Origin of the sequence: Pseudomonas sp. 11/12A (assembly GCF_000800055.1) — a bacterium.
GTDB lineage: Bacteria > Pseudomonadota > Gammaproteobacteria > Pseudomonadales > Pseudomonadaceae > Aquipseudomonas > Aquipseudomonas mohnii.
The window spans coordinates 1,326,176-1,347,534 of record NZ_JUGV01000001.1; the positions used below are offsets into that span (position 1 = coordinate 1,326,176).

Genomic DNA, 21,359 nt, shown 5'->3' on the forward strand with positions numbered 1-21,359 from the left:
CGGGGAGCCTGATACCCCGTGGCGCTCTCGGGTTTTTCGCGAGCAGGCTCGCTCCCGAAAAAGAGGGGGGGTTAGCGATTCCAGCTGGTCGGGCAGCCGCTGCAGCCCTCCATGTTTGCATCCTGAAAATTCGCGTAGTGCTGGCGCGAGCCGTTGAGGTTGGCGCCTTCCAGGTTGCTTTCGCCCAGCTTGGCTTCTTGCAGATTGGCATCACTGAGATTCGCGCCTTTGAGATCGGCCTTGCTCAGCCAGGTCATTTCCAGATCGGCGGCCCGCAGGTTGGCGTTGTGCAGTTTGGCCCCGGACAGGCGGGCGAATTGCAGGTAAGCGCCGCTGAGGTTGGCGTCCTGGAGCTGCGCGCCCTGGGCGAACAGGCCCCAGCTCTGGATCGCGATCAATGTTGCGCCGCTGAAATCAGCTAACCGCAGATTGCTTTGCTGCAGGCTGGCGCGAGTCAGGTTGGCGCCCTGCAGTCGGGCTTTTTCCAGATTGGCCAGGTCGAGGTTGGCGTGGCGCAGGTCGGCATCGCGCAGGTCGGCGCCGGCCAGGTTCATGTTGCGCAAGTCCTGATTGCTCAGGTTGGCGCCCCTGAGATTGGCGCCGGGGCACTGGCTGTGTTCGGCGAGGGTGCAGCCGTTGATGACCAGCGGGGCGTCGTCGCCCTCGTCGGCCTGGGCCAGGGAAAAACTCAAGAGCAGTAGGAAGGGCAGGTATTTCATCACGAGACCTCTGGTGTTCCGGTGGCGAGGGAGCTTGTCGACGTGTCGAATCGTCCCGCTCGGCGGCGCAGCAGTCACAAGACCTGAGCGCAGGGTGTGGCTGAAGGAATGCCGGGGCCGCTTCGCAGCCCGACGGGAGCAAGCTCCCTCGCCACAAAGGCGGCCCCGCATTCTCGGAAGGCTTACTTCTGGGCGGTCTTGTTATCCCAGCTCGGAATCTTGAACACCCAGAACGACCCGCCCTGTGCCACGGGTTTGGTCAGTTCGGCCATGTCGCCGCCCCACAACGGTACGGCGCCGCCATAACCGACGGTCACGCCGATGTACTGCTCGCCATCCTGTTCCCAGGTGATCGGTGGCGAGACGATGCCGCTGCCGGTCTGGAACTTCCACAGCTCCTTGCCGGTTTTGGCGTCGAAGGCCTTGAAGAAGCCGTCGCCAGTACCGGTGAACACCAGGTTGCCCTTGGTCGCCAGTACGCCGGCCCACAATGGCAGATGCTCCTTGTGCTCCCATACCACTTTGCCCGTGGTCGGGTTCATCGCCCGCAGGGTGCCGACGTGATCGTCGTACATGCGCTTGATGCGGAATCCCATGCCCAGATACGCCGAGCCCTTCTTGTAGCTGACCTCTTCGGTCCAGTATTCCTCTTTCCACTGGTTGCCCGGAATGTAGAACAGCCCCGTGTCCTGGCTGTAGGCCATCGGGTTCCAGTTTTTGCCGCCGAGGAACGGCGGCGAGACTTCCACCGGTTTGCCTTTGGTCTCGCCCGGCAGTGGCTTGGCCGGACGCTGGCCCTCGTTCTCGACAGGCCTGCCGGTCTTGAGGTCGATGTGGCTGGCCCAGGTGATGTTGTCGACGAAGGGAAACGCGTTCTGCAATTTGCCGTTGTTGCGATCGACCACGTAGAAGAAGCCGTTACGGTCCGCGTGGCCGGTGGCCTTGACCGTTTTACCGTCCTTGTCCTTGTAGTCGAACAGCACCAGCTCATTGTTGCCGGAGAAATCCCAGGCATCGTTCGGGGTGTGCTGGTAGAACCATTTCACCTCGCCGGTACTCGGGTCGACGCCGACCTGGCCCGAGGTGTAGAGGCTGTCGTAGTCGTGGGGATTGCCGTCCTTGGAGGTGCGCGCCCAGGTGTTCCACGGCCCGGGGTTACCGGCGCCAACGATGATGGTGTTGGTCTCCGGGTCGAAACTGGCGCTCTGCCAAGGGGCGCCACCGCCATGGCTCCAGGCCTCGACCTTGCCGGTTTCGGTGGTCGGGTCATTCGGCCAGGACGGTGCCTTGACGTCGCCGGTCGGGGTGCTGTCCTTGCCGTTCAAACGGCCCATGTGGCCTTCGACGAAGGGGCGCATCCAGACTTCTTCGCCTGTGTCCGGGTCGCGGGCAAACAATTGCCCGACGACACCGAACTCATCACCGGAGCTGCCGTGAATCAGCAGCACCTTGCCACTGGTCTTGTCTTTGATCAGCACCGGGGCGCCGGTCATGGTGTAGCCGGCGGCGTGGTCGCCGAACTTCTTGTTCCAGACCACCTTGCCGGTGTTCTTGTCCAGGGCGATCAGCCGCGCATCGAGGGTGCCGAAGTAGATCTTGTCGCCATAGATGGCGGCGCCGCGATTGACCACGTCGCAGCACGGGCGAATGTTGTCCGGCAAGCGATGGTTATAGGTCCACAGGCGCTTGCCGGTCTTGGCGTCCAGGGCAAATACCCGCGAGTAGGAACCGGTGACGTACACCACGCCGTCGCTGACGATGGCCTGGGATTCCTGGCCGCGCTGCTTCTCATCGCCGAACGAGTAGGACCAGGCCGGCGTCAGCTTGAACACGTTCTTGTCGTTGACCTGGGCCAGCGGGCTCCAGCGCTGGGCGTTGGTGCCCATGCCGTATTGCAGCACATCCTTGGTGGTCAGGTGATCGTTGGCAATGTCTTCCCAACTCACATTGCCGGTGGGGGCGGCGGGGGCTGTCGCGGCGTAGCTGGCCGCGCTCAGGGACACACTGCCCACCAGCAGAAAAGCCTGCACGGCGAGTGTCAGCGGGGAAAGGGCGGGTAGCGATCTTATTGTCATGGTTGCAGTTCCCAGTGGAGGTTTTGGCCTGCACAGGTTGGTGCGCGCAGCGTTTGCCGGATACGGAAAAAGTCCCGCTGTGGCCGGGAAGACTTCCCGTACCGCACCTGATTTGGGTGTGCGCCACAAGCCCTACTACCAAGGTACTGGGCCGCGACCACCAAAGCAGCATGGGGCCGGCGCGGCGGGGTTCCTAAGATGGTTGCCATAGCCTCTGCCAAGAGGTTTTGCGTGCAATCCTGAGGGCATAACAATGACAACAAAACGCAACGCCTTGCTCGTTGCCGGACTGCTGGCCGGCTTTATCAGTGCAGGTTCCGTATGGGCCCACGGCAACGTGGTGCCACAAGCCGTCGAAACCAAAGGCCTGACGCCCATCAAGGATGCCGGGGTGAAGGTGGATGGCGATGGCTGGGCCGCCGTGAACCCGTACCGCAATTCTCCTGAACACGACAAGGCCCTGGAAATCGGCTCATCGGCCTATAACCAGAACTGCGCGGCCTGTCACGGCCTGGAAGCCAAGTCGGGCGGCATCGCACCGGACTTGCGCATGCTCGATGTTGGCGACGCCGGTGATGAATGGTTCGTCGAACGGGTACGTCACGGGGCGGTGCGTGACGGTCGGGTCTACATGCCGAAAATGGCCGACTACCTGAGTCAGGAAGCCCTGTGGGCGGTACGCACTTATCTGGACAGCGTCCACGTCGAGGAATAACCCATGCGCCTGCTCGCGGTGTTGATCAGCGTTGTGTGGCTGTGCTGCCAGCCGGTGCAGGCACAGGTGCGCAACTATGACGAAATGATCGCGGCCGGGGAACTGAAGGTAGCGGTCTACAAGGACTTCGCGCCCTACAGTTTTGAAGACGCCGGCCAGCCCCGGGGTGTTGATGTCGAACTCGCCCAGGCGCTGGCCAAGGCACTGGGTGTGCGCCTGACACTGATCTGGGCGCCGGCCGGGGAAAAACTCGACGACGACCTGCGCGACTACATCTGGCGTGCCAGCCAACTGCACAAGCAGCAACTGGCCGATCTGATGATGCGCGTGCCCTACGACCGCGATTACGCGCAGAAGCGCAATGAATTCGGCGAGATGGAAAACGGTCATGTGGTGATGTTCGGGCCTTACCAGAATGAGCAATGGCAAGTGGCCTACGACCGTCGTCGCCTGGACAAGGTCGGCAGTGTCGCGGTGTTCGAGCAGCACCCGATCGGCGTCGAAGTCGACAGCGTGCCGTCGTTCTACCTGACCTCGGTGTTCAACGGCATGCTCGCCGGCAAGACCCACCACTACCCGGGCGTACCCCAGGCGTTTGCGGCGATGAAGGCCGGTGAGGTCGACGCGGTGATGGCCATGCGCGGCGAGATCGACTGGCAGGTGCACGAGGCTGCCGACCCGCAAGTGGCGCTGGCGGAAAACGCTTATCCGAACATGGGCAAACAGCTCTGGGAAATCGGCATGGCCGTGCACGAAAGCAACCGGCAACTGGCCTATGCCGTGGAAGAGGCGCTGGAAGGCCTGATCCGCGAGGGTTCGGTGAAAACGATCTATGGCCATTACGGCCTGCGTTATGACGTACCCGAGATGTATCAATAGGAGCGGGCGATGACCTGGCGAGCGAGTTGTCTGTTGGCCTGCTGTTTGAGCCTGGGCCAGGCTGCACAGGCTGCCGGGATTGAATCGGGCAAGGACCCGGTGCCGTCGGTCATGTGGTCGTTCTATCACAAGCAAATGCTGGGCGACGCGCCGTTCGTGTTCGATGAACGGGTCAAGCTGCTGGCACCGCCCTTTGCCGAGGACGCCCGACAAGTGCCCGTGGAAATCGACGCCCGGGCGTTCAAGGGCGAGGTGGTGCGAATACTCGCCTGGGCCGAACTCAACCCTTTGCCGAAAATCGTCGACTTCGAGCCCGTGTCCGGTGTGTTGCCGTGGCTGTCGGTGCGTATTCGCGTTGAACAGGCGACCCCGTTGCGCGCTGCGGTGCTGACCCGCGACGGGCTGTGGCATGTCGGTTCGACCCTGATCGACGCAGCGGGCGGAGGCTGTACCGCGCCCAGTTTGGTGCGTACCCAGCCAGGCTGGGAGGAACACATAGGCGAAGTACTGGGCGGTCGCTATCCACGTGGTGATTTCAGCCGCTTGCGATTGCAGGTGGCCCACCCGATGGACAACGGCATGGTCAGCGGCATTCCGGAGTTTTTCATCAACCATGCCGAACTACGGGACTCGAACAATCAAGTAATGGCCCGCCTGGAACTGTTTCCCGCGGTCAGTGAAAACCCCAACCTGGCCTTTGACATTGAAGGGGCAGGGCAGACGCGCCTGGTGTTGCGCGACAACAGCGGCAATGAATTCGATGCGTCGATACCCTGACCCCAAGGAGCGCGTCATGCGCTGGATGCTGTTGTTGTTCATGAGCCTGAGCCTGCCGGCCATGGCCGATCTCGACTATGCGCTCAAGCCCCGGCAGATCGCCGAAGACACCTGGCTGCTGGAAGGCAGCACGGACAATTTCGCCACGGCCAACGGCGGCAACATCGTCAATACCGCGTTCATCGTCACCGAACGTGGCGTGGTGGTGATCGATACCGGGCCATCGAAGCGCTACGGCGAAGCCATGCGCCGGGCGATTGCCGCCGTCACGGATAAACCGGTGATCGAGGTGCTGCTGACGCACCATCACCCGGACCACGTGCTGGGCAACCAGGCGTTCACCGATGTGCCGATCGGTGCGCTGGCCGGCACCACCGAACTGTTGCATCAACAGGGTGATGCCATGGCGCAAAACATGTATCGGCTGGTGGGTGACTGGATGCGCGGCACCGAGGTGGTGCTGCCGACCCGGACGCTGACCGCCGGCGTGCAACGTTTTGGGAACCACGATCTGCAGCTGCTGAGCCTGGGTGGGCATACGGGTGCGGATCTGGCTATTCTCGACCAGAAAACCGGTGTGCTATTTGCCGGGGATCTGGTGTTTTATCAACGGGCGCTGACCACGCCCAACAGTCCGGGGTTATCGGTGTGGCTGGCGGACATCGCCACCCTGCAAGCGTTGCCCTGGACGCTGATCGTGCCCGGCCACGGGCCGGTGGCCAGCGATCCACAGCCTTTCGAGCAGATGCGCGATTACCTGAGCTGGCTCGACCAGTTGATGCGCGACGGCGCCGCCCAGGGCAGCGACATGGCCGAGATGATCCGCAGCCCCATTCCCGAACGTTTCGCCGGGATCAGCCTGAGCCGCTATGAACTCATCCGCAGCGTCAGCCACCTGTACCCGCGCTATGAGCGCACGCAAATGAAGCGCGTCGATTCCGCCACGCAGCAATGATCAACGCCCCTTTGTAGGAGCGAGCCTGCTCGCGATGGTGGTCAACGATTACGCTGGAAACCTGACACCCCGCGGCGTTCTCAGGTTCATCGCGAGCAGGCTCGCTCCTACAGGGGGGGAGCGCGCCATATCCACACCCAACCCCCTACCAAGGAACTAGAAATCTCCACACAGCGGGTCATTGTTGTAAGGGCGGCGGCGCCCAAGAATCTGCATCACACCGGGAAAATTTCCCGGGCATAACAAAAACCGCAGAGGTAGCCGTCATGACTCAACCCGCACGTCGCCAGCCCTTCGTCTTGAGCCTGTTGCTCAGTGCCATGCTGTTATCCGGCCAGGCATTGGCCGGCGTCACCGATCAAGACATTCTCCAGGACCCCAAGAACCCTGAGCAGATCGTCACCAACGGCCTGGGCGTTCAGGGTCAGCGCTATAGCCCGCTGGATATCCTCAACGTCGGTAACGTGAAGGAGTTGCGGCCAGTCTGGGCCTTCTCCTTCGGCGGTGAGAAGCAGCGCGGTCAGCAAGCACAGCCGATGATCAAGGACGGCGTGATGTACATGACCGGCTCCTACTCGCGGGTCTTCGCCGTGGATGCGCGCACCGGCAAGAAACTCTGGCAATACGATGCGCGCCTGCCAGATGACATCCGTCCCTGCTGCGACGTGATCAACCGGGGGGTGGCGTTGTATGGCGACCTGGTGATCTTCGGCACCCTCGACGCCAAGCTCGTGGCGCTGAACAAGGACACCGGCAAGGTGGTCTGGAGCAAAAAAGTCGCTGACCACAAAGAAGGCTACTCGATCAGTGCCGCGCCACTGGTGATCAACGGCAAATTGATCACAGGCGTAGCCGGTGGCGAATTCGGCGTGGTGGGCAAGATCGAAGCCTATGACCCGAAAAACGGCGACCTGCTGTGGACCCGTCCCACCGTTGAAGGCCACATGGGCTACGTCTACAAGGACGGCAAAGCCGTGGAGAACGGTATCTCCGGCGGCGAGGCCGGCAAGACCTGGCCGGGCGACCTCTGGAAAACCGGTGGTGCCGCACCCTGGCTGGGCGGCTACTACGACCCTGAAACCAATCTGCTGCTGTTCGGCACCGGTAACCCGGCGCCGTGGAACTCGCACCTGCGCCCTGGCGACAACCTGTACTCCTCGTCGCGCCTGGCGCTCAACCCGGACGACGGCACCATCAAATGGCACTTCCAGAGCACGCCCCACGACGGCTGGGACTACGACGGCGTGAACGAACTGGTGTCGTTCAACTACACCGAGGGTGGCAAGGAAATCAAAGCGGCGGCGACCGCCGACCGTAACGGTTTCTTTTACGTGCTGGATCGTACCAACGGCAAGTTCATCCGCGGCTTCCCGTTCGTGGACAAAATCACCTGGGCCACCGGGCTCGATAAGGACGGCCGGCCGATCTACAACGAAGCCAGTCGTCCTGGCGCACCGGGCACCGAAGCCAAGGGCAGTTCAGTGTTTGTAGCACCGGCATTCCTCGGCGCGAAAAACTGGATGCCGATGGCGTACAACCGCGACACCGGTCTGTTCTATGTGCCGTCCAATGAATGGGGCATGGACATCTGGAACGAAGGCATCGCCTACAAGAAAGGCGCGGCGTTCCTCGGCGCCGGATTCACCATCAAGCCATTGAATGAAGACTACATCGGCGTGCTGCGGGCGATCGACCCGAAAACCGGCAAGGAAGTCTGGCGCCACAAGAACTACGCGCCGCTGTGGGGCGGGGTACTGACCACCAAGGGCAACCTGGTGTTCACCGGTACGCCGGAAGGGTTCCTGCAAGCGTTCAATGCCAAGACCGGCGAGAAAGTCTGGGAATTCCAGACCGGTTCCGGCGTGCTGGGCTCGCCCGTGACCTGGGAAATGGACGGCGAACAGTACGTCTCGGTCCTCTCGGGTTGGGGCGGCGCCGTACCGCTGTGGGGTGGCGAGGTGGCCAAGCGCGTCAAGGACTTCAACCAGGGCGGCATGCTCTGGACCTTCAAGCTGCCGAAGGATCTGGTGGCCAAGCACTGATTGCGAATCCACCGCACAACCCCTGTAGGAGCGAGCCTGCTCGCGATGGTCGTCAACGATAACGCTGGATTCCTGATATCCCGCGGTGCTCTCAGGTTTTTCGCGAGCAGGCTCGCTCCTACGACCAAATAACGAGAGCCCCCCCTGCCAACGGCGCATTCGTCTGGCGCGCGGGGCTCTCTAGTATCGGTTCATCGCCTGTTGGTTCGACAGGCATCGACCCAGACAGAGGCCCACCATGATCTACGCGAAACCCGGAACACCAGGCTCAGTCGTTTCCTTCAAACCACGCTACGGCAACTTCATCGGCGGCGAGTTCGTCGCGCCGGTCAATGGCGAGTACTTCACCAATACCTCGCCGGTCAACGGTGAAGTGATTGCCGAGTTTCCGCGCTCCAGCGCCGCCGACATCGACAAGGCCCTCGACGCGGCCCATGCCGCCGCCGACGCCTGGGGCAAGACCTCGGCCCAGGACCGCTCCCTGGTGCTGTTGAAAATCGCCGATCGCATTGAGCAAAACCTGGAAATCCTCGCCGTCACCGAAACCTGGGACAACGGCAAGGCCGTGCGTGAAACCCTGAATGCCGACGTGCCGCTGGCCGCCGACCATTTCCGTTACTTCGCCGGTTGCATCCGCGCTCAGGAAGGCGGTGCCGCCGAGATCAACGAGCTGACCACCGCTTATCACTTCCACGAGCCATTGGGCGTGGTCGGGCAGATCATTCCGTGGAACTTTCCGCTGCTGATGGCGGCCTGGAAACTCGCCCCGGCCCTGGCTGCCGGCAACTGCATCGTGCTCAAGCCGGCCGAACAGACGCCGCTGTCGATCATGGTGTTTGCCGAGCTGATCGCCGATCTGCTGCCGGCGGGCGTGCTGAACATCGTCCAGGGTTTCGGCCGTGAAGCCGGCGAGGCCCTGGCCACCAGCAAGCGCATCGCCAAGATCGCCTTCACCGGGTCGACTCCGATCGGCGCGCACATCATGCATTGCGCCGCCGAAAACATCATTCCAAGCACCGTGGAACTGGGCGGCAAGTCGCCGAACATCTTCTTCGAAGACATCATGAACGCCGAGCCTGCGTTCATCGAAAAAGCCGCCGAAGGCCTGGTACTGGCGTTCTTCAACCAGGGCGAAGTGTGCACCTGTCCTTCCCGGGCGCTGGTGCAGGAGTCGATCTACGAACCGTTCATGGCCGAAGTCATGAAGAAAATCGTCAAGATCAAGCGCGGCAATCCGCTGGACACCGACACCATGGTCGGCGCCCAGGCGTCGGAGCAGCAATACGACAAGATCCTCTCGTACCTGACCATCGCCCAGGAAGAGGGTGCCGAACTGCTCACCGGTGGCGCGGCCGAACGTCTTCAGGGTGACTTGTCCAGCGGCTATTACATCCAGCCGACGCTGCTCAAGGGCACCAACAACATGCGCGTGTTCCAGGAAGAAATCTTCGGTCCGGTGGTAGGCATCACCACCTTCAAGGACGAAGCCGAAGCCCTGGCCATCGCCAACGACACCGAGTTCGGCCTGGGTGCCGGGCTCTGGACCCGCGACATCAACCGCGCTTACCGCATGGGCCGGGCGATCAAGGCCGGGCGTGTATGGACCAACTGCTACCACCTGTACCCGGCGCACGCCGCGTTCGGTGGCTACAAGAAGTCCGGCGTCGGCCGGGAGAACCACAAGATGATGCTCGACCATTATCAGCAGACCAAAAACCTGCTGGTGAGCTACGACATCAACCCGCTGGGGTTCTTCTAACCTCGCACTAACGACACCCAACCTGTAGGAGCGAGCCTGCTCGCGATGGACGTCAACGATGACGCGTTCAGTCTGTATGTACGCGGTGTCTTCGCGTCCATCGCGAGCAAGCTCGCTCCTACAACGTTTGTGCGTGTATGACGATCACAAACCCCCTACCAACGCACCCTGCCACCTCCTTCGAAAGTAGCATTCGGGCGCCCGGCGCCCCGTGCATTAATGGTTCTACCGGAATCACCCGGCATAACAAGAGGATTGACCCATGTGGACTAAACCCGCGTTTACCGACCTGCGCATTGGCTTCGAAGTGACGATGTACTTCGCCAACCGTTGATGGTTCACCCGGCCAGCCAGGGTGTTGGCCGGGCCTGCCTTTAGGGAGCATTGCCCATGCACATCCGCGTTCTCGGTTCCGCCGCCGGTGGTGGCTTTCCGCAATGGAACTGCAACTGCCGGCAATGCGCCGGTATGCGCAATGGCAGCCTGCGCGCGCAACGGCGCACCCAGTCATCGATTGCCCTGAGCGACGACGGCGTGGCGTGGGTGCTGTGCAATGCTTCACCGGACATCCGTGCGCAACTCGAGAGTTTCGCGCCGTTGCAACCGGCCCGTCGCCTGCGCGACACCGCCATTGCTGGCGTGGTGCTGATGGACAGCCAGATCGACCATTGCACCGGCCTGCTGAGCCTGCGTGAAGGCTGCCCGCATGACGTCTGGTGCACCGAACGGGTTCATCAGGACCTGAGCACGGGTTTCCCGTTGTTCAACATGCTTGCCCATTGGAACGGCGGGTTGCACTGGCAACCCCTTGGCCTGGATCGCCAGCCATTCAGCATCCCGGCCTGCGCGCATTTGCAGTTCCGGGCGATTCCCCTGGTCAGCAACGCACCACCGTATTCACCCAATCGCGGCAACCCGCAGCCAGGCGACACCATCGGCCTGTTCATTGAAGACCTGCGCAGCGGTGCGTCGCTGTTCTACGCGCCAGGCCTGGGGCAAATCGACGAAGAGGTGCTGGGCTGGATGCAGCGCGCCGATTGCCTGATGGTGGACGGCACCCTGTGGCGCGACGATGAAATGCGCGTGTGTGAAGTCGGCCAGAGCCTGGGCAGCGACATGGGGCATCTGTCGCAAAGCGGGCCCGGCGGCATGCTCGAAGTGCTGGAAGGCTTCCCCCGTCAGCGCAAGGTGCTGATTCACATCAACAACACAAATCCGATCCTCGATGAAGACTCGGCCGAACGGGCGCTGCTGGAGCGGCGGGGCGTCGAAGTGGCGTATGACGGCATGAGCATTGAGCTGTAGCCGACGATGTGGCCAGACCAGACACCGCAGGGCTTCCAGGAGAAACCGCAATGACTGATGCAGCAATGACCCCCGGCGAATTCGAGCAAGCCCTGCGTGCCAAAGGCGCCTATTACCACATCCATCACCCGTTCCACCAAGCCATGTACGCCGGGCGCGCCACGCATGAGCAGATCCAGGGCTGGGTTGCCAATCGCTTTTACTACCAGGTGAACATCCCGTTGAAGGATGCCGCGATTCTGGCCAACTGCCCGGACCGCGACGTGCGCCGGGAATGGCTGCAACGCATCATCGATCATGACGGCGCACCCGGCAGCGAGGGTGGCATCGAGGCCTGGTTGCGCCTGGGCGAGGCGGTGGGGCTTGAGCGTGAACGGATTCTGTCCCAGGAACTGGTGTTGCCCGGTGTGCGGTTTGCCGTGGACGCCTACGTCAACTTTGCCCGTCGTGCCTGCTGGCAGGAAGCGGCCAGCAGCTCGCTGACCGAGCTGTTCGCGCCACAGATCCATCAATCGCGACTCGATGCCTGGCCAACCCATTACCCGTGGATCGATGTCGCCGGCTATGACTATTTCCGCACCCGCCTGAGCCAGGCCCGACGCGATGTCGAGCACGGTTTGCGCATCACCCTGGCGTATTACACCACCGCCGAGGCGCAGCAGCGCATGCTGGACATTCTCCAGTTCAAGCTCGACGTGCTGTGGAGCATGCTCGATGCCATGAGCATGGCCTATGAACTGGAGCGTCCGCCGTACCACACCGTGACCCGTGATAACGTCTGGCACCGGGGGATCGCTCTGTGAGCCCGATCCGTCGCGACCAGGCCCTGTCTTTGCGCCGGGGGTTTCGCCTGCAATGGGAACCCCGCCAGGACTGCCACGTGCTGCTGTACCCCGAAGGCATGATCAAGCTCAACGCCAGTGCCGGGCAGATCCTTGAACGGCTGGACGGCCAGCGCAGCGTGGCCGCGATCATCGATCAATTGACCGCGAGTTTCCCCGGTGTGCCGGGGATCGACGAGGATGTGTTGGCGTTTCTGGAGGTGGCCCATGCGCAGTTCTGGATCGAGTGACGCGCTACCGGGGCCGCCGCTGTGGCTGCTGGCGGAGCTGACGTATCGCTGTCCCTTGCAATGCCCTTATTGCTCCAATCCTCTGGACTTCGCCGGGCAAGGCGAGGAGCTGAGCACCGAAGAATGGATTCGGGTGTTCCGCGAGGCGCGGGAAATGGGCGCCGCACAATTGGGTTTTTCCGGTGGCGAGCCACTGGTTCGCCAGGACCTGGCCGAGCTGATCAAGGCCGCCCGGGACATGGGGTACTACACCAACCTGATCACCTCGGGCATCGGCCTGACCGAACAGAAAGTGCGTGACTTCAAGGTTGCCGGGCTCGATCACATCCAGATCAGCTTCCAGGCCGCCGACGAAGCGGTGAACAACCTGCTCGCCGGTTCGCGCAAGGCCTTCGCGCAGAAACTGGCCATGGCCCGGGCGGTAAAAGCCCAGGGCTATCCGATGGTGCTGAACTTCGTCACCCATCGGCACAACATCGACCGCATCGAACAGATCATTGACCTGTGCCTGGAGCTGGAAGCGGATTTCGTCGAATTGGCCACGTGCCAGTTCTATGGCTGGGCCGAGCTCAACCGCGTCGGGCTGTTGCCGACGCGCGAGCAATTGCAGCGAGCCGAGCGCATCACCAACGAGTATCGCGAACGTCTCGAGGCCCAGGGGCACCCGTGCAAGTTGATCTTCGTCACCCCGGACTATTACGAAGAGCGGCCCAAGACCTGCATGAACGGCTGGGCCAACCTGTTTCTCGACATCACCCCGGACGGCACGGCCTTGCCTTGTCACAGTGCCCGGCAGTTGCCGGTGCCGTTTCCCAACGTGCGCGAACACAGCATCGAGCACATCTGGAACCACTCGTTCGGCTTCAATCGTTTTCGCGGCGATGACTGGATGAAGGAGCCGTGCCGCTCCTGCGATGAGAAGCACAAGGACCTGGGCGGCTGTCGTTGTCAGGCCTTCATGCTGACGGGCGATGCCGCCAACGCCGACCCGGTGTGCAGCAAGTCGCCGCACCATGGTGTCATCCTCAAGGCGCGGGAGGAGGCCGAGGCGCCGGGGCTGGGCATGGAACACCTGACCTTGCGCAACGAAAAAGCGTCGCGGCTGATCTACCGCGGCTGATTGAACACACACACACACACATCCCCTGTAGGAGCGAGCCTGCTCGCGATGGTGTACCAGTAAAAGGTGCGGCGACTGACACTCCATCGCGAGCAGGCTCGCTCCTACAGGGGCATTGGTTGACGCGACAATCCAGGTACACACCCAACCCCCATCAGGATCTGCAGTGAATCCGGCCTTTGGTCTGATTGCATTCGCAGCTGGATGCTTTAGTGTGAGCGCTACCTTTCAAAACAATAAAAAACAGGCTTTCCAATGAGCCAGAATCTCAGCCAGCTGCGTAAATTCGTTTCGCCTGAAATTATCTTTGGTGCCGGTTGCCGGCACAACGTCGGCAACTATGCCAAGACCTTTGGCGCCCGCAAGGTCCTGGTGGTCAGCGATCCCGGGGTGATTGCCGCCGGTTGGGTGGCCGATGTCGAGGCCAGCCTGCAAGCCCTGGGCATCGAATACTGCCTGTACAGCGCGGTGTCGCCCAACCCGCGTGTCGAAGAAGTGATGCTCGGTGCCGAGACGTACCGGGAAAATCACTGCGATGTGATCGTCGCCGTCGGCGGTGGCAGCCCGATGGATTGCGGCAAAGGCATCGGCATTGTCGTCGCCCACGGTCGCAGCATTCTCGAGTTCGAGGGTGTGGACACCATCCGCGTGCCCAGCCCGCCGCTGATCCTGATTCCGACCACCGCCGGCACGTCGGCGGATGTTTCGCAATTCGTGATCATTTCCAACCAGCAGGAGCGCATGAAGTTCTCCATCGTCAGCAAGGCCGTGGTGCCCGACGTTTCGCTGATCGACCCGGAAACCACCCTGAGCATGGACCCGTTCCTGTCGGCCTGTACCGGCATCGACGCGCTGGTGCATGCCATCGAAGCCTTCGTGTCCACCGGGCACGGGCCGTTGACCGATCCCCATGCGCTGGAAGCCATGCGCCTGATCAATGGCAACCTGGTGCAAATGATCGCCAACCCGACGGACATCGCGCTGCGCGAGAAAATCATGCTGGGCAGCATGCAGGCCGGGCTGGCCTTCTCCAATGCGATCCTGGGCGCGGTGCATGCCATGTCCCACAGCCTGGGCGGCTTTCTCGATCTGCCCCACGGCTTGTGCAACGCGGTGTTGGTGGAGCACGTCGTCGCGTTCAACTACAACTCGGCACCGGAACGTTTCAAGGTGATTGCCGAGACCTTCGGCATCGACTGCCGTGGCCTCAATCACCGGCAGATCTGCGGGCGACTGGTGGAGCACCTGATCGCGTTGAAACACGCCATCGGTTTCCACGAAACCCTCGGGTTGCACGGGGTCCGCTCCGCGGACATTCCGTTCCTGTCGCAACACGCGATGGACGATCCGTGCATCCTGACCAACCCACGCGAATCCAGTCAGCGTGACGTCGAGGTCGTGTATGGCGAAGCCCTCTGACGAGCAACAACGGGCGCTGGCCGGGCTGCTGGGGTTAGGCAGCCATTCGGCGCGCAAGAGCCATTACCCCGAGCTGGCCGCGCGCCTGGACGAGCTGGAAGCCGAGCGCAACCGCTACAAATGGCTGTTCGAAAACGCGGTCCAAGGGATTTTCCAGGCCAGCCTGCAAGACGGCATGCGTGCGGCCAACCCGGCACTGGCGCGCATGCTCGGTTATCAGGACCCGCAGGAAGTCCTGTTTTCCCTGACCGATCTGGCCAGCCACCTGTTTTCCGGTGGCGTGGCGGAGCTGCAAAGCATCGGTGAAATCCTCAGGCAGCAACGCAGCCTGCATGGTTACGAAACCCGTTTGCGGCGCAAGGACGGCAGCCACCTCGATGTGCTCATGAACCTGCTGCTCAAGCCCGATCAGGAAGGCCTGGTGGAAGGTTTTGTCGCCGACATCACCGAACGCAAACTGGCCCAGCAGCGCCTGCAACAACTCAACGACGAACTGGAACAACGGGTCAGTGCGCGCACCGATGAACTGCTGGAAGCCAACCGCAACCTGCAGCAGCAGATCACCCAGCGTCAGCAGATCGCCCAGGCCTTGCGCGATGCCCGTGATGCCGCCGAGGCGGCCAATCGCAGCAAGGACAAATACCTCGCCGCTGCCAGTCATGATTTGCTGCAACCTTTGAACGCTGCGCGCTTGCTGATCTCGACCCTGCGCGAGCGCAAGCTGCCGGAGGTCGAGCAGGTGCTGGTCGAACGCACCCACCAGGCACTGGAAGGCGCCGAAGACCTGCTGACCGACTTGCTCGACATTTCCCGGCTCGATCAGTCGGCGGTCAAGCCCGACGTCGCCGTCTACCGCCTCGACGAACTGCTCGGGCCGCTGGTGTCGGAATTTCAGTCGGTCGCCGAGGCCGCGGGGTTGAATCTGCGTGTGCACATGGGCCATTACGCCATCAGTACCGACTTGCGCCTGATGACACGGATCCTGCGCAATTTCCTCAGCAATGCCTGCCGCTATACCGACGAAGGCTGCATCCTGCTGGGAGCCAGGCGCCGGGGTGAGATGCTGCGCCTGGAAGTCTGGGACACCGGGCGCGGCATCGCTGCGGATCGGCTCGATTCGATTTTCCTCGAGTTCAACCAGTTGGACGTTGGCCGCGCCGCCGACCGCAAGGGGGTGGGCCTGGGGCTGGCCATCGTCGAACGCATCGCCAAGATCCTCGGCTACAAGATCGGCGTGCATTCGCTGCCGGGACGCGGCTCGATGTTCAGCATCGATGTACCGATTTCCGCGGAAATGCCGTTGCCTGTCAGCCTGGCCGCGCCGCAGCCCGGGACGGGCAATCCGCTGCCGGGCCGGCGTTTGCTGGTGCTCGACAATGAAGTGAGCATTCTGCAAAGCATGAGCGCGTTGCTCGGGCAGTGGGGCTGCGATGTTGTCACCGCCACCGACGAAGCCTCGGCGATCGATGCCTTGCGCGGGCAGGCACCGGAATTGATCCTGGCGGACTATCACCTCGATCACGCGGTGGTCGGTTGTGATGTGGTCCGGCATCTGCGCGAACATTTTCATCAGACCATCCCCGCCGTGATCATCACCGCCGACCGAACCGATCAGTGTCGGCGTGCGTTGCAACGCCTGAATGCGCCGTTGCTCAACAAACCGGTGAAGCCCGGCAAGCTGCGTGCGGTGTTGAGTCAACTGCTGGGTTAGAGCGCTCGATAGTGCAGGGTGAAACCGAGTTCGGTGGATTGTCCTTGTTCGAGTAAACGCAGCCCCGGCCGACCGGGCAGGTGGTGGGCGTTGACCGGGTGGCTGACCGGCTCGATGCAGAAAAAATCCAGGCCTGGCGGGCAATAGAGCAGGTAGTAATCGCTGCCGCTGGCCTGGCACTCCAGTTCATAGCCCAGGTCCGGTTGCTGGATCAGGCAATGGCCATCCCATTCGCAGAAGCCATTGTCGACCAGCGTTTCCGGCAACGCCCCGGGGTGCTGGAAATCCCATTCGGCAGGCAACTCGCCAAGCCGTGTCGGCAATTTTGTCGCGTCGCAAAACCACACCTGGCGCGCGGGTGCCTGCAATCGGGTATTCGCGGTACGCGGCAAGTACGGGTGCAATCCCAGGCCATGCCAGGCGGCGCGTTCGGCCAGATGGGTGACGCTCAGTTCGATGCTCAGCTTGCCTTGGCTCAAATGGAAACGCTGGCGAGCGCGATAGGCGAAGGGAACGCTGCTGTCGAGTTGCAGGACCACTTCATCCGCCGTCCGCGAAACCACTTGCCACGCTTGCTGCCACGCACTGCCATGAATCGGCAGGGGATCGGTGAGGCTGTTGGGTGACAGCGACTGCCAGCCATCCGGGCAATCGAAGCCGCCCTCGGCGATGCGGTTTGACCAGGGCGCCAACGGAAAGCAGGCGAGTTTGCCGGGCAGGCCGGTGTTCAGCGCGTGGGCGTCGGTATGGCGCAACAAGGGCTGGCCGGTATCGCGCACGGTCCAGTTGACGATGCTCCCGCCCAGTTCAGGGGCGAGGGTGAGGCGGGTGAATTCGTCTTCGAGTTCGAGGGTTGCTGACGTCATGGCCTTCTCTGCTGGTTGATGAGCTGTTGTGGCGAGGGCGCAAGTGCCCTCGCCACAAAGCGTTTTGCGAGTCTTCGTTACAGCACCAGATGCGGCAACCACAGTGACAGCGCGGGAATGTAAGTCACGGCGATCAGCACCAGGAACAGCACGCAGTAGAACGGCAACAGGGCTTTGACGGTGGATTCGATACTGACCTTGCCCACGGCCGACCCCACAAAGAGTACCGCGCCCACGGGCGGTGTGATCAAGCCGATGCCCAGGTTGACCAGCATGATCATGCCGAACTGCACCGGGTCTACGCCAATACCCAGAATCACCGGCATCAGGATCGGCGTGAGGATCAGGATCAGCGGCGCCATGTCCATCACCGTGCCGAGCAACAGCAGCATGACGTTGATGCACATCAGGATCACGTAACGGTTATCCGACAGCGTGAGGAACATCGTGGTGATCTTCGCCGGGATCTGCATCAGGGTCATGATGTAGCCGAAGCTGGCGGCGAAGCCGATCAGGATCATCACGATCGAAATCGTCCGCACCGTGCGGTGCATCAGTTTCGGCAGTTCACTCCATTTGTAGTCGCGGTAGATGAACATGGTCACGAAGAACGACCACAGCACCGCAATCGCCGCCGACTCGGTGGCGGTGAAAATCCCCGACAGAATGCCGCCCAGGATGATGACCATGGCCATCAGGCCCCACAGCGCTTCACCGCAGATTTTCAGCGCTTCGCGCATCGGAATGACTTCGCCCTTGGGGTAGTCACGCTTCCTGGCGAAGATCAGGCACAGCACCATCAGGCACGCGCTCATCAGCAGGCCGGGCACCACGCCGGCCATGAACAGCGAGGCAATCGACACCGTGCCGCCAGCGGCCAGCGAATAGAGCACCGAGTTGTGGCTCGGCGGGGTCAGCAGCGCTTGCACCGAGCCGCTGACGGTGACCGCCGTGGCGAACTCCCGTGGATAACCGCGACGTTCCATTTCGGGAATCAGCACCGAGCCGACCGATGCGGTGTCGGCTACCGAAGAACCGGAGATCGCGCCGAAGAAGGTCGAGGCCATGATGTTGACCAGCGACAGACCGCCACGGACAAACCCCACCAGCACCCCGGCAAACGCCACCAGCCGCCGGGACATGCCGCCTTCGGCCATGATCGCGCCCGCCAGAACGAAGAACGGAATCGCCAGCAGGGAGAATTTGTTCACGCCGCCGGCGACCTGAATCATCAAGGCCTGGAACGGAATATCAATCCACCATGCGCCGATCAGGGCCGAAAGCCCCAGGGCGTAGGCCACCGGCATGCCGATCAGGATCAAGGCGATAAAACTGCCTAGCAGAATCAATGCGTCCATTCAGGCAGCCCCTTCGTTTTCTTCAACCAGGTCGAAGCGCACGACCCGCCGATTGCTCTGGTCACCGAGCAGGAGTTTTTCCAGCACAAAGACCAGCGTCAGCACACCGCCAATCGGGATCGGCATGTAAGTGATGCCGACACGCAGGGTCGGCAGGGCGCTCATGAACTGGTTCCAGGTCGACAGGCACAGCTTGGTCCCCCAGATCGCCATGAACAGGCTGATGGTCGCCATCAGCAATTGCGCAAACACGCTCATGGCTTTGCGCAGGTTCGGTGGCAGGCGATCAGTGAGCATCGCCACCGCCATGTGCGAGCCAGAACGATAGCTGGCGGCGGCGCCAATGAAGGTGAACACCATCATCAGCAAAATGGCGCTGGGCTCCGGCCAACTGGAGCCGGTGCCAAGGACGTAGCGGGCAAACACGCCCCAGGGAATGATCAGGGCAATGGCCAGCACGGACAGGCCTGCGATCCAGATGCAGGTCATGTAAATCCTGTCGTTGATGCGCAGCAGTAGATTCTTCATCGGGTTTCACCGTAACCGGGCGCGCACTGACAGACACCCCTGTCAGTGGCGCCGGGCCTTTCTTGAATGCAGGGAGGGATTACTGAACGGCTTCGATGCGCTTGATCAGGTCGGCATAGGGCGCGCCGTATTTCTCGCGGATCGAGGCGGTGGCCTCATAGAAAGGTTTCTTGTCGACGGTGATGAATTCGACGCCCGCCGCCTTGAGCTTCTCTTCGCTGCTGGCCGATTTGGCGTCCCACAGGACGCGCTCCTGTGCCTGCGCGGCCTTGGCGGTTTTCTTCACCAGTGCCTGTTGCTCGGGCGTCAGCTTTTCCCAGGTGATTTTCGACATCACGATCGGTTCTGGCAGGATCAGGTGCCCGGTCAGGCTGTAGAACCTGGCGTTCTGGTAGTGATTGTGTTCGAGCAGGGTCGGCGGGTTATTTTCCGCGCCGTCGATCACCCCGGTCTGCAACGCACTGAAGATTTCACCGGTGTCCATGGCAATGCCGTTACCGCCCATGGCATTGATGGTTTCGATGAACATCGGGTTGCCTTGCACGCGGATCTTCATGCCCTTGAGGTCTTCCAGGCTGCGCACCGGTTTCTTGGTGTAGAGGTTGCGCGTGCCGCCGTCCATCCAGGCCAGGGCGACCAGGCCGAACTCGGAGTCGGTGATTTTGGCGAGGATCGCGTCGCCGACTTCGCCATCGATGACCTTGCGCATGTGCGCCTGGTCGCGGAACACGAACGGCATGTTGAACACGTTCACGTCCGGCACCACCGGTCCGACGATGCCGAGGCTGACCCGGGCCATCTGGATGGCGCCGACCTGGGCTTGTTCGATCACTTCTTTTTCCGAACCGAGCACACCACCGGCAAACATCTTGAAGGTCAGTTTGCCGTCGCTGTCGGCCACCAGGGTTTTACCCAGTTGTTCCTCGGCCACTACGGTCGGGTAGCCGGCGGGGTGAATGTCGGCGAATTTGATTTCCAGCGCATGGGCGGCGCTGCTGAGGGAGAAGGCGAGGGCTGCGGTGAAGGGGAGTGCAGCGGCGAGCAAGGTGCGTTTGAAGTCCATTGGGGGTGTCTCCTGTTTTATTGTTTTTGTGTTCAAGGCACAGCGTTGCAGCACGAGCGGTTGCGGTCAGACGTTGAAAAGTGGCTCCGGCAAACCCTTTACGCCGGGGTTGAGGGCGAACACGCCACCGGCCAGTGACTGATCGTCGTGGTCGTCTGCGGGGCGGATCGAAGTGACAAACAAGGTGTCCAGGCGGCTGCCACCGAAGGCACACATGCTCGGTTTTTTCACCGGTACGGCGAGGGAACGGTCCAGGCGTCCGTCCGGGGTAAAGCGGTGAATCAGCCCGGCGTCGTTGGCACAGATCCAGTAGCCACCCTCGGCATCGACCGCGGCACCATCGGGGCGCCCGGCGTAGTGATTCATGTCGACAAACAGCCGGCGATTGCTCGGCGTGCCGCTGTCGATGTCGTAGTCAAAGGCCCAGATCTGCTGGACAGCGGGGTGGGAGTCGGACAGGTACATCGTGCGACCGTCCGGACTGAAGCCCAGGCCGTTGGGCACGATGAAGCCGTTCAACTGGGCATCGAGCGGGCTGCGTTGTCCGGCGCTGTAGCGGTAGAGTCGGCCCTCGGCGGCGTTGGCGCCCATGTCGAGCACCATGCTGCCGGCCCAGAAACGCCCCTGACGGTCACAGCGACCATCGTTGAGGCGCATGTCGGGGCGGCTGTGGTCGATACCGGCCAGGGGCTCGCTGTCGAGGCTGCCGTCGTTGTGCGGGCGCAGCTGGAAGAAGCCGCTCTCCATGCCGGCGACCCAGCTGCCGTCAGCGCGACGGGCGATGCACGCGAGCATTTCCGGGGTTTTCCACGCCGACACCTGGCCGGTGTCGGCGCTCCAGCGCTGCAGGCCGCCGGCCGGGATATCGACCCAGTACAGGGCATTTTCTTCACCGACCCACACCGGGCATTCGCCCACCGCGTTGCGGGCATCGACAATCAGTTCAGCTGGCATGGCAACTCATTCCCTTGGTTTTTGTTGTGGGGATCAAGCGGT

20 protein-coding genes are annotated in these 21,359 nt (G+C 62.1%); 13 read left to right on the plus strand and 7 right to left on the minus strand.

Annotation, left to right across the window (positions count from 1 at the left end):
• Nucleotides 1-71: 71 nt before the first annotated feature.
• Nucleotides 72-719 (minus strand): pentapeptide repeat-containing protein, encoded by a 648-nt coding sequence (locus GQ39_RS06190; RefSeq protein ID WP_047528193.1) that lies wholly within the window; start codon nt 717-719, stop codon nt 72-74.
• A gap of 182 nt (nt 720-901) precedes the next feature.
• Nucleotides 902-2,794, minus strand: a complete 1,893-nt coding sequence (exaA, locus tag GQ39_RS06195; protein ID WP_081997855.1) for a quinoprotein ethanol dehydrogenase — start codon at nt 2,792-2,794, stop codon at nt 902-904.
• A gap of 253 nt (nt 2,795-3,047) precedes the next feature.
• On the opposite strand from exaA, the gene pedF reads away from it, so the two are divergent.
• The 13 genes from pedF to GQ39_RS06255 all read left to right on the plus strand — a co-directional run bounded on the left by pedF (nt 3,048) and on the right by GQ39_RS06255 (nt 16,548).
• A complete protein-coding gene (gene pedF / locus GQ39_RS06200) occupies nt 3,048-3,509 on the plus strand; it encodes a cytochrome c-550 PedF (protein WP_047528196.1) in 462 nt (153 codons plus the stop codon).
• 3 nt (nt 3,510-3,512) lie between these two features.
• Nucleotides 3,513-4,388 carry a substrate-binding periplasmic protein gene (locus GQ39_RS06205; RefSeq protein WP_047528197.1) on the plus strand — a complete coding sequence of 292 codons (876 nt, stop codon included), beginning with the start codon at nt 3,513-3,515 and terminating at the stop codon, nt 4,386-4,388.
• A 9-nt stretch (nt 4,389-4,397) separates the two neighbouring features.
• The gene (locus GQ39_RS06210) at nt 4,398-5,165 is read left to right on the plus strand and encodes a quinoprotein dehydrogenase-associated SoxYZ-like carrier (RefSeq protein ID WP_047528198.1); all 768 of its coding nucleotides are present in this window, start codon (nt 4,398-4,400) and stop codon (nt 5,163-5,165) included.
• 16 nt (nt 5,166-5,181) lie between these two features.
• Entirely contained in the window at nt 5,182-6,120 is a 939-nt protein-coding gene (locus GQ39_RS06215; RefSeq protein ID WP_047528199.1) for a quinoprotein relay system zinc metallohydrolase 1, read from the plus strand.
• A gap of 266 nt (nt 6,121-6,386) precedes the next feature.
• Nucleotides 6,387-8,162 carry a PQQ-dependent methanol/ethanol family dehydrogenase gene (locus tag GQ39_RS06220; protein WP_047528200.1) on the plus strand — a complete coding sequence of 592 codons (1,776 nt, stop codon included), beginning with the start codon at nt 6,387-6,389 and terminating at the stop codon, nt 8,160-8,162.
• Between the two features lie 238 nt (nt 8,163-8,400).
• Nucleotides 8,401-9,921, plus strand: a complete 1,521-nt coding sequence (gene exaC / locus GQ39_RS06225; protein WP_047528201.1) for an acetaldehyde dehydrogenase ExaC — start codon at nt 8,401-8,403, stop codon at nt 9,919-9,921.
• Between the two features lie 262 nt (nt 9,922-10,183).
• Complete coding sequence (gene pqqA / locus GQ39_RS31265) at nt 10,184-10,255, plus strand: pyrroloquinoline quinone precursor peptide PqqA (protein ID WP_003253598.1); 72 nt, start codon at nt 10,184-10,186, stop codon at nt 10,253-10,255.
• Nucleotides 10,256-10,311: 56 nt separating this feature from the next.
• A complete protein-coding gene (gene pqqB / locus GQ39_RS06230; RefSeq protein WP_047528202.1) occupies nt 10,312-11,226 on the plus strand; it encodes a pyrroloquinoline quinone biosynthesis protein PqqB in 915 nt (304 codons plus the stop codon).
• Nucleotides 11,227-11,276: 50 nt separating this feature from the next.
• Nucleotides 11,277-12,029 carry a pyrroloquinoline-quinone synthase PqqC gene (pqqC, locus tag GQ39_RS06235; protein ID WP_047528204.1) on the plus strand — a complete coding sequence of 251 codons (753 nt, stop codon included), beginning with the start codon at nt 11,277-11,279 and terminating at the stop codon, nt 12,027-12,029.
• Nucleotides 12,026-12,298 (plus strand): pyrroloquinoline quinone biosynthesis peptide chaperone PqqD, encoded by a 273-nt coding sequence (gene pqqD / locus GQ39_RS06240; RefSeq protein ID WP_047528205.1) that lies wholly within the window; start codon nt 12,026-12,028, stop codon nt 12,296-12,298. Before pqqC ends, pqqD begins: the two co-directional genes overlap by 4 nt.
• Nucleotides 12,276-13,418 (plus strand): pyrroloquinoline quinone biosynthesis protein PqqE, encoded by a 1,143-nt coding sequence (gene pqqE / locus GQ39_RS06245; RefSeq protein WP_047528206.1) that lies wholly within the window; start codon nt 12,276-12,278, stop codon nt 13,416-13,418. The genes pqqD and pqqE overlap by 23 nt, the downstream gene beginning before the upstream one ends.
• 255 nt (nt 13,419-13,673) lie before the next feature.
• Nucleotides 13,674-14,837, plus strand: coding sequence for an alcohol dehydrogenase-like regulatory protein ErcA (gene ercA / locus GQ39_RS06250; protein ID WP_047528207.1), 1,164 nt, complete (start codon nt 13,674-13,676; stop codon nt 14,835-14,837).
• Entirely contained in the window at nt 14,821-16,548 is a 1,728-nt protein-coding gene (locus GQ39_RS06255) for a PAS domain-containing hybrid sensor histidine kinase/response regulator (RefSeq protein WP_047528209.1), read from the plus strand. The genes ercA and GQ39_RS06255 overlap by 17 nt, the downstream gene beginning before the upstream one ends.
• Here GQ39_RS06255 and GQ39_RS06260 read toward each other — a convergent pair.
• The 5 genes from GQ39_RS06260 to GQ39_RS06280 form a co-directional block, all read right to left on the minus strand.
• The gene (locus GQ39_RS06260) at nt 16,545-17,414 is read right to left on the minus strand and encodes an aldose 1-epimerase (protein ID WP_047528211.1); all 870 of its coding nucleotides are present in this window, start codon (nt 17,412-17,414) and stop codon (nt 16,545-16,547) included. The two genes, GQ39_RS06255 and GQ39_RS06260, sit on opposite strands and share 4 nt — an antisense overlap.
• A gap of 77 nt (nt 17,415-17,491) precedes the next feature.
• Entirely contained in the window at nt 17,492-18,772 is a 1,281-nt protein-coding gene (locus tag GQ39_RS06265) for a TRAP transporter large permease (RefSeq protein WP_047528213.1), read from the minus strand.
• Entirely contained in the window at nt 18,773-19,300 is a 528-nt protein-coding gene (locus GQ39_RS06270; RefSeq protein WP_047528215.1) for a TRAP transporter small permease, read from the minus strand.
• Nucleotides 19,301-19,379: 79 nt separating this feature from the next.
• Entirely contained in the window at nt 19,380-20,363 is a 984-nt protein-coding gene (locus tag GQ39_RS06275) for a TRAP transporter substrate-binding protein (protein ID WP_047528217.1), read from the minus strand.
• Between the two features lie 66 nt (nt 20,364-20,429).
• The gene (locus tag GQ39_RS06280) at nt 20,430-21,317 is read right to left on the minus strand and encodes an SMP-30/gluconolactonase/LRE family protein (RefSeq protein ID WP_047528219.1); all 888 of its coding nucleotides are present in this window, start codon (nt 21,315-21,317) and stop codon (nt 20,430-20,432) included.
• Nucleotides 21,318-21,359: the final 42 nt, after the last annotated feature.